General features: G+C 70.6%; 9 protein-coding genes. 6 read left to right on the top strand and 3 right to left on the bottom strand.

Translation table 11 applies throughout. The features are described 5' to 3' along the window. Window positions 1-54 precede the first annotated feature (54 nt). Window positions 55-978: an ornithine carbamoyltransferase gene (argF, locus tag AC1DVT_RS14925; RefSeq protein WP_457100476.1), complete on the top strand. Its 924-nt coding sequence runs from the start codon at window positions 55-57 to the stop codon at window positions 976-978. A 10-nt stretch (window positions 979-988) separates the two neighbouring features. Further along, window positions 989-2134: a heparan-alpha-glucosaminide N-acetyltransferase domain-containing protein gene (locus AC1DVT_RS14920; protein ID WP_477389808.1), complete on the top strand. Its 1146-nt coding sequence runs from the start codon at window positions 989-991 to the stop codon at window positions 2132-2134. On the opposite strand, the gene AC1DVT_RS14915 is transcribed toward AC1DVT_RS14920, so the two are convergent. Then, window positions 2131-2970, bottom strand: coding sequence for a hypothetical protein (locus tag AC1DVT_RS14915; protein WP_477389807.1), 840 nt, complete (start codon window positions 2968-2970; stop codon window positions 2131-2133). The two genes, AC1DVT_RS14920 and AC1DVT_RS14915, sit on opposite strands and share 4 nt — an antisense overlap. Before the next feature lie 81 nt (window positions 2971-3051). Here AC1DVT_RS14915 and argH point away from each other — a divergent pair, with 81 nt between their 5' ends. Beyond that, window positions 3052-4482 carry an argininosuccinate lyase gene (gene argH / locus AC1DVT_RS14910; protein ID WP_477389806.1) on the top strand — a complete coding sequence of 477 codons (1431 nt, stop codon included), beginning with the start codon at window positions 3052-3054 and terminating at the stop codon, window positions 4480-4482. Between the two features lie 85 nt (window positions 4483-4567). Then, window positions 4568-5227: a SatD family protein gene (locus AC1DVT_RS14905; protein ID WP_477389805.1), complete on the top strand. Its 660-nt coding sequence runs from the start codon at window positions 4568-4570 to the stop codon at window positions 5225-5227. A 12-nt stretch (window positions 5228-5239) separates the two neighbouring features. Here AC1DVT_RS14905 and AC1DVT_RS14900 read toward each other — a convergent pair whose 3' ends face one another. Then, a complete protein-coding gene (locus AC1DVT_RS14900; RefSeq protein WP_477389804.1) occupies window positions 5240-5854 on the bottom strand; it encodes a hypothetical protein in 615 nt (204 codons plus the stop codon). 132 nt (window positions 5855-5986) lie between these two features. Between AC1DVT_RS14900 and tyrS the strand changes: the two genes are divergently transcribed. Then, window positions 5987-7297 (top strand): tyrosine--tRNA ligase, encoded by a 1311-nt coding sequence (gene tyrS / locus AC1DVT_RS14895; RefSeq protein WP_477389803.1) that lies wholly within the window; start codon window positions 5987-5989, stop codon window positions 7295-7297. 35 nt (window positions 7298-7332) lie between these two features. Then, window positions 7333-8169 (top strand): DUF4184 family protein, encoded by an 837-nt coding sequence (locus AC1DVT_RS14890; RefSeq protein ID WP_477389802.1) that lies wholly within the window; start codon window positions 7333-7335, stop codon window positions 8167-8169. 5 nt (window positions 8170-8174) lie between these two features. Here AC1DVT_RS14890 and AC1DVT_RS14885 read toward each other — a convergent pair. After that, a partial coding sequence (locus tag AC1DVT_RS14885; RefSeq protein ID WP_477389801.1) for a SidA/IucD/PvdA family monooxygenase occupies window positions 8175-8894 on the bottom strand: 720 nt, incomplete at its 5' end.

The following is an 8894-nucleotide window of genomic DNA, read 5'->3' as shown; positions in this document are numbered from 1 at the left end:
CCTCAACACCGTCGAGCACGCGCTGCTGCTCGACGCCGACTCGGAGGTCACGGCATGACCCGGCACCTGCTGCGCGACGACGACCTGACCCAGGCCGAGCAGTCCGAGATCCTCGAGCTCGCACTCGAGGTGAAGAAGGACCGGTGGAAGGTCAAGGCCCTCGAGGGGCCGCAGACCGTCGCGGTGATCTTCGACAAGTCATCCACCCGCACCCGGGTGTCGTTCGCGGTCGGCATCGCCGACCTCGGGGGCGTCCCGCTGATCATCTCGACGGCGAACAGCCAGCTCGGCGGCAAGGAGACGCCCGCCGACACGGCACGGGTGCTCGAGCGCCAGGTCGCCGCGATCGTCTGGCGCACCTACGCGCAGGCGGGCCTCGAGGAGATGGCGCGCGGCACCCGCGTGCCGGTCGTCAACGCGCTGAGCGACGACTTCCACCCCTGCCAGCTGCTGGCCGATCTGCTCACGATCCGCGAGCACATGGGCGAGCTCAAGGGCCTCACGCTGGCGTTCTTCGGCGATGGGCGCTCGAACATGGCCCACTCGTACATCCTCGCGTGCGTCACGGCGGGCATGCACGTGCGGGTCGCCTCGCCGGAGGCGTACGCGCCGCGTGACGACGTCGTGGCGGATGCCGACCGGCGGGCGGCAGACACCGGGGGATCGGTCACGCTCTACACCGACGCGAACGAGGCGGCCGCTGGTGCGGACGTCATCGTCACGGACACCTGGGTGTCGATGGGCAAGGAAGAGGAGAAGCTCGCCCGCCTGCGCGACCTCGGCGAGTACAAGGTCACGCAGGACCTCATGGCGCTCGCCGCGCCCGAGGCGATCTTCATCCACTGCCTGCCCGCCGACCGCGGGTACGAGGTCGACGCCGCGGTGATCGACGGACCCCGCAGCGTCGTCTGGGACGAGGCGGAGAACCGCCTGCACGCGCAGAAGGCCCTCCTGGTCTGGCTGCTCCGCCAGAACTGAGCGACCCACGATGAGCGACGGCGCCCCGTCCCGGTCACCGGAGGGGGGCGCCCCGCCGTCGCCGGGCGGCCGGCCGTCGCGCCGCGCGGCCGCGTGGCAGCGCTTGAACGGACCGACGCGGATCGCCGGGATCGACCTCGCCCGCGGCTTCGCGATCATCGGCATGTTCACCGCGCACCTGATCGCGCGCCCCGCGCTGCAGGCGGATCCCGCCACGTGGATCGCGATCGTCGACGGCCGGTCCTCGATCCTCTTCGCCACGCTGGCGGGAGTGTCCGTCGGGCTCGTCACCGGCGGCGCGAGGGTCCTCGAGGCGCAGCCCCTGCGAGTCATGCGGCAGCGGCTCGCTGTCCGAGGCTGTCTGCTGTGGATCCTCGGCGTCGCGCTCATCTCGACCGGGGTGCCGGTCTTCGTCATCCTGCCGGCGTACGGCATCCTCTTCCTGCTCGCGGTGCCCTTCACCGGTCTCGGCGCCCGACCGCTCCTCATCGGCGCCGCTCTGACCGCAGCAGTCATGCCCTTCGTGCAGGTGTGGCTGGACGCGACGCCGTATTGGCAGACACTCGCCGGCGACGCGATCTCCCGGGCGATCGGCTGGCACTATCCGTTCCCGGTGTGGATCGCATTCCTGCTGGCGGGCATGGGCGTCGCGCGCGCCGGCATCCGTCGTCTGCAGGTGCAGCTGCGGATGCTGGCAGCCGGCACAGCCTTGATGCTGGTCGGCTACGGGCTCCATGTCGTCACCGGAGCGCGCGAAGCGGCGGAGACGCGGACCTTCTGGGGTGCGGTCTGGACGGCGCGTCCGCACTCGAGCGGTGTGCTCGAGGTGATCGGCACCGGCGGGTTCGCCGTGGCGGCGATCGCGGTCTGCCTGCTGCTCTGCCGGACGTTCCTGGTGTGGCTCAGCCTCCCGCTCCGGGCCCTCGGCGGGATGCCGCTCACCGCCTACACCGCACAGCTGCTCAGCTGGGCGGTCTGGGCGACGGCGGCGCTGGGCGGCACGGGCGACCTGTCCGCGTTTCGCGCCCTGATGCCGCTCTGGCCGCTGACGCTCGGCATCCTCATCGGCTGCACCGCGTGGGCGCTCCTGGTCGGACGTGGGCCGCTCGAGTGGGCGACCGACCGGATCTCGCGGCTGGTGGTGCCGGGGTCCTAAGCGACCCGCAGACTCGGATCCGGGTCATCCCACTTCTGCGCCGTCTGCAGCAGCCAGAAGATCAGGAACAGCCCCAGTGCGAACGCTTCGCCGATCAGCACGCCCCACGCCGCGCCGCCGCCGAAGACGGTCGACGGGATGAGCACGCCGAGGTCGAGCACCATCAGCACGGCGAGCACGATGTAGGAGATCCGGAACGCGCGGGTGGGCGGGAACTCGTCCTCGCGCCGGCCCACCGCGTTGACCACCGACACGGCCGCGACGAGGCCGAAGAACACGACGGTTGCGACGAGGTGACCGTAGGCGACGAACGCGTCGAAGAAGAATCCCCAGGTGACCGCGACGATCGCGAGCACGGCGATCGCGATCAGCCCTCCCGGGATGATCCGGCGGAAGCCAGGGAGCGCGATCGCGACGATCACCGCGAGCGTCCCGACGATGAGGTAGGTCGCGATCCCGTTGTTGATCGAGGGCCAGAACGCCCCTGGTACACACGCGTCGGTACAACCATCGGCGAGGCCTGGCACCGACCCAGGGGCGATCTCGGTGGGGATGATCGCGATCAGGGGTGCGACCAGGGCCGCGGCATCCAGCAGCACCGGCTCGGCGTGCCGGCCCGAGAGCGCGAGCAGCGCGAGGGAGCCGGCGAAGAGGGCGCCCACGAACCCATTGCGCGCGGGCGTGTAGAAGTAGTGGCTGATCGAGGGCAGCAGCCCCACGACCGGGATGGCGACGGCGACCGACACGAAGATGACGACGACGGTGCCGGCGAGGCCGATGCGGAGGTAGCGGTAGGTKCGCTGGAGCGAGGTCGTCTCTCCGGTGGGGCTGGTCATGATCACATCATGGCCGACGAGGGTGCCGCGGTACGTGTGCACCGCACGGGCCTGCCGAATCGGCTAGGTAGGGTGGTCGGTGTGAGCGATGCGAAGGCCGATGGCACCAACGAAGGCGCACTGTGGGGGGCGCGGTTCACCTCAGGGCCCTCGCCGGAACTCGCGGCGCTGAGCCGTTCGACGCACTTCGACTGGGATCTCGCCCTCTACGACATCGCCGGCTCCCACGCCCACGCCAAGGCGCTCGCCGCCGCGGGGTACCTCACCGCCGACGAGGCGAAGGGCATGCACGCGGGGCTGGATGCCTTGACCCGCGGCATCCAGGACGGCACGCTGCGTCCCGCTCCCGGTGACGAAGACGTCCATGGGGCACTCGAGGCAGCACTCATCCGCGAAGTCGGGCCGGAGCTCGGCGGCAAGCTGCGCGCCGGCCGCAGCCGCAACGATCAGATCGCGACCCTCGTGCGGATGTACCTGCTGGATCACTCCCGCACGATCACCCGCGATGTGCTGCGGCTCATCGACGCGATCGTCTCGCAGGCCGAAGCCCACCCCGCGGCGATCATGCCCGGGCGCACCCACCTGCAGCACGCCCAGCCGGTCCTCCTCGCCCATCATCTGCAGGCGCACGCGTGGCCGCTCGTGCGCGACCTGGAGCGGCTGCGCGACTGGTCGGTGCGTGCATCGGTGTCGCCCTACGGCGGTGGCGCGCTCGCGGGCTCGACCCTCGGGCTCGATCCACAGCTCGTCGCCGACGAGCTCGGCCTGGCGCGCCCGGCCGAGAACTCCATCGACGGCACGGCCGCACGAGATGTGGTCGCCGAGTTCGCGTTCGTCGCGGCGATGATCGGCATCGATCTCTCCCGGTTCGCCGAGGAGATCATCATCTGGAACACCCGTGAGTTCGGGTTCGTCAGGCTGGATGACGGCTACTCGACGGGCTCGAGCATCATGCCGCAGAAGAAGAACCCCGACATCGCCGAACTCGCCCGCGGCAAGTCCGGACGACTGATCGGCAATCTCGCCGGACTGCTCGCGACCCTGAAGGGGCTCCCGCTCGCGTACAACCGCGATCTGCAGGAGGACAAGGAGCCCGTCTTCGACTCGATCCGCACCCTCGAGACCGTGCTTCCCGCTTTCGCGGGGATGGTCGCGACGCTGCGGTTCGACGCGGAGCGGATGGCGCAGCTCGCGCCCCTCGGCTTCTCGCTCGCGACCGACGTCGCCGAGTGGCTCGTGAAGCGCGGCGTGCCCTTCCGCGATGCGCACGAGATCTCCGGGTCACTGGTCCGGCTGTGCGAAGAGCAGGGCCTGGAGCTGCACGAGGTGACCGACGCGATGCTCGCCTCGGTGTCTCCGGAGCTGTCCCCGGAGGTCCGCGAGGTGCTGACCATCGAGGGCTCGGTCGCCTCCCGCCTCGGCGTCGGGGGCACCGCACCGGTGCGGGTGGCCGAGCAGCGGGCCGAGCTCATCTCCCGCACCCAGGCCGCCGCCCACGTGCTCGGGCTCTAGCCGTCGGCGTTGCTTCCTCCACTGATAATCTCGGAATATCAGTCATAGAGTTATATTATGGCAATATCAGTGCTAGGCTGATGTTATGACCATCGCCGTGACTGCGGACATCGTCGGCTCCCGTCGGCTGCCTGACCGGGAGGCCGCCCAGCGTGTGCTGGACGCGGCGATCGCTCGCGTGGAGCACGACCTGCCTCTGGCCGAGCAGCCCCTGCGACCCACGGTCGGCGATGAGCAGCAAGGAATCTATCCGACGCTCGATGCGGCCCTCGGCTCGCTGCTGCTGCTGCAGTTGACCCTGTCCGACGGCATCGAGTGCCGGTTCGGCGTCGGGGTCGGGAAAGTCGCCGACATCCCCTCGGCCGCGGGCGACATCCCGGAGGGCCCGGCGTGGTGGGCAGCGCGAGAGGCGATCGACAAGGTGCACGCTCTGCAGCAGCGCACCGTCCCGACCGCGCGCACCTGGGTCGTCGCCGCGCCGGACGAGGGTGCGATCGCCGAACGCGAGGCGCGGATGGCGAACTCGTACCTGCTCGCGCGCGACCAGCTCGTCGCGGCGATGAGCGAGCGCACCCGGCGACTGACCTACGGCCGCTGCCTCGGCATCACGCAGCGCGAGCTCGCGAGCTCCGAGGGGATCACCCAGTCCGCCGTATCTCAGGCGCTCGCGACCTCGGGAGCGTCGGCGGTCATCGAGGGCTTCCGGCTCCTGCGCCTCGAGAGCGCACCGGCGCCGACCCGGTGACTCACGCCGCGGTCACCAGATCGCGAGCCGCACAAGCGCTCCCGCCGCACACGCCCAGAGGAGGCTCGCGAGCGTTCCGATGATGAATCGCTCGCGCGCCTCGGCCGAGGCGAGCTCCGAGAACCGGCCGATGCCCTTGATCGCGACGATCACGGCAAGCGCCTCGGGAAACCCGGCCACGATCGCGACGACTGCGCCGAGCCGTTCGAGATAGCCGATGACAGTCCCGCCCCGCAGGATCACCGGTCCATCGCCCGTCGAGCCCGAAGGGGCCCCCGCGGCATCCCCGACCGCCGGGATTCCGCGGACGACGATCCCGCCGTCGTCGGTCTCGCGCACGCGTCCGTGCGTCGCGATCTCGAGCACGCGGCGGGTCACCGGGTTGCCGCCGACGACGCCGATCGCGACCCCGAGGAGCGCGACGATCAGGCCCAGGATCGTGGGCACGTTCACGGTGGATACGGCGACGACCACGAGAGCGAGCACCAAAAGGCAGGTCGCGATCACGAGCGGAATCGTCGTCGGCTTCCGAAGGCTCACGGTGATGAGCACGAGCACACCGCACAGGGTGAGGAACAGGAAGATCGACAGGATGCCGGTGACCACGGCGTCGGTCGTCAGGAGCATGCCGCCAGTGTGTCACGGGCCGGCGACGCGGCTCGCGCGGCTGCCCGAGTGTCGGGCCGCGGCATCCTGCGCGCCTCCAGCGGGCCCACGGTGGGCCGAGGCATCCGTCGCCCCGCTGGTAGCCTGAAGCGCGTGTCTACGCCCGCTCTGACCGCGACCGCGCCCGCCAACGACCCGACGTTCGAGAACGTCTGGGACGAGATCGTCTGGCGCGGCCTTGTGCACGTCTCCACAGATCAGGCGGCTCTGCGCGAGCTGCTCTCGGGCGGTCCCATCACGTACTACTGCGGCTTCGACCCGACGGCGCCCAGCCTGCATCTCGGCAACCTCGTCCAGCTGCTGCTCATGCGCCGCCTCCAGCTGGCCGGGCACCGGCCGCTCGGACTCGTCGGCGGATCCACCGGACTCATCGGCGACCCCCGCCCGTCCGCCGAGCGCACCCTGAACACCAAGGAGACCGTCGCCGAGTGGGTCGGCTACCTGCGCTCCCAGGTCGAGCGGTTCTTGAGCTTCGACGGCGAGAACGCCGCCCGTATGGTGAACAACCTCGACTGGACCGCGCCGCTCAGCGCCATCGACTTCCTCCGCGAGATCGGCAAGCACTACCGCGTGGGCACCATGCTCAAGAAGGATGCCGTGTCCGCGCGGCTCAACTCCGAGGCGGGCATCAGCTACACCGAGTTCAGCTACCAGATCCTGCAGGGCCTGGACTACCTCGAGCTGCACCGCAGCCTTCACTGCGTGCTGCAGACCGGCGGCTCCGACCAGTGGGGCAACCTCACGAGCGGCGTCGATCTCATCCATCGCGTCGAAGGCGCCTCGGTGCACGCGATCGGCACGCCGCTGATCACGAACAGCGACGGCACGAAGTTCGGCAAGAGCGAGGGCAACGCCATCTGGCTCGACCCCGAGATGTGCAGCCCATACCGGATGTACCAGTTCTGGCTCAACAGCGACGACGCCGACGTGGTCTTCCGGCTCAAGGTGTTCACGTTCCTCACCCGGGCGCAGATCGAGGAGCTCGAGCAGCTCGTCGCCACCGAGCCGTTCCGTCGCGCCGCGCAGAAGCGGCTCGCGTTCGAGATCACCACCTTCGTGCACGGTCCGGATGCCGCGGCCGCCGTGATCGCGGCATCCGAGGCCCTCTTCGGTCAGGGAGATCTGACGGCGCTCGACCCGGTCACGCTGCGTCATGCCCTCGACGAGCTGCCGAATGCCGAGGTGGCGACYGGAACGACGGTGGTCCAGGCGCTCGTGGACACGGGGCTGGTGTCGAGTCTGAGTGAGGGGCGCCGCGCGATCGCGCAGGGCGGAGTCTCGCTGGACGGTGTCCGGGTCGCCGACGAGTCGGCGGTGGTGTCCGGTTCGCTGCCCGGTTCGGTGTCGGTGCTGCGGCGCGGCAAGAAGACCCTTGCGGGCGTGTTCGTCACCCCTGCTCCCTGAGCGGCCCCGGCCCCTGAGCTTGCCGAAGGGCACGGATGCCGTTCACCCCCAGCCACGCGGTCGTCGCGCTTCCGTTCGTCCGGACGCCGCTCGTGCCGGCCGCGATCGCGGTGGGCGCGATGGCACCAGACCTGCCGCTGTTCGTCCGGTTCTCACCGCTCGGGTACGGCCGCACGCATGATCTGGCGTGGCTGCCGGCGACGGTGCTGCTCGCCCTCGCGCTGCTGATCGCCTGGCGTTGCATCCTGCGTCCGGCTGCCCGTGAGCTGAGCCCTCGCTGGCTCGCCGGCCGGCTGCCCGCGGAGTGGGATCGCGGCGCGGCCGGCGCCCTGCGCGACACGCTCGGCGTGCGCACCGATCGTGAGCCCGGCAAGCCGCAGCGGCGATCTGTGTCGTGGCGGGCGGTCGTGCTCCTCGTCGTGTCGCTCGCCCTCGGTGTGGTGAGCCATATCGCGTGGGACCTGTTCACGCACGAGGGTCGCGGCGGCGTCGACCTGTTCCCCGCACTCGCCGAGCAGTGGGGTGCGCTCCCCGGCTACAAGTGGCTGCAGCACGGCTCGAGCATCGCCGGGCTCGCGATTCTCGCGGTGTCGGCGGTCGTGTGGCTGTGGCGACGGCGGGTCGAGGCATCCGTTCCGTGCCTGCTGCCCGCGTGGGTGCGGTGGACGTGGTGGCTGTCACTGCCGGTGCTCCTCGCGCTGGCGTGGATCATCGGACTTGCCGTCTACGGCCCGCTGGATGCCGAGTTCACGATCCAGCACCTGGCGTACCGGGTGCTGCCGCAGGCGTGCGCCGCGTGGGGACTGGTCACGGTGGGACTGGCGGTCGTGGTGCAGGTGCTGCGCACGCGGGTGCGCGCCTCTGTCAGGTAGTCCGGTCAGGTGGCCCGCAGCTCCCGAGAGATCGACCGCCCGATCGCGCGGGCGTCGAGGCCGATCTGGAACAGCTGACCCTTGAGCGGGTTTGTCATGCCGAGGAACCGCAGTCCGGGCGCTCTGGAGACGTAGCGGCGGCCTGTGGCGAGCGGCTTCCCRCTCCGGTCCAGCACACCGAGGTGTCCGACCACGGGTTCGAGGCCCGTCGTGTAGCCGGTCGCGGCGATGACGGCGTCGGGAGCGACTCTGCTGCCGTCCGCGAGTACGACCTCGCCCCCGTCGAACCGCTCGACCGCCGCGACGGGAGTGACCCGGCCCGCGCGCAGCTGCTTCACGAGGCCGACGTCGATCGTCGGGGTGGTCCCGGTCGCGCGCGCCTGGGCGACGAGGCCCGTGCGAGCCGCCGGCATGCCGTAGCGGGTCAGGTCGCCGAGCACCGCGCGCTGCAAGAGGCGRTTCACCGGGTCGACCAGCCACGCGGGGGAGTACTCCATCGGGATCGACATCAGTGTGGTCGGAATGGGGCCGAGCTGGCGCGGGACGATGTTGGGCGGCGTGCGGACGGCGAGCCACACGTGCGCCGCTCCGCCCTCGGCGAGGTCCGCAGCGATCTCGGCGCCCGAGTTGCCGGCGCCGACGACGAGCACATTCCGCCCGGCATAGGCCGTGGGGGCTTGGTAGTCCGAGGCGTGCAGGATCTCGCCGTCGAAGCCCTCCTGCCC

Source organism: Microbacterium sp. P2_F9 (assembly GCF_056403635.1).
The sequence above is the reverse complement of the archived record's forward strand: the minus strand, read 5'-3'. Positions and strand labels throughout refer to the sequence as shown.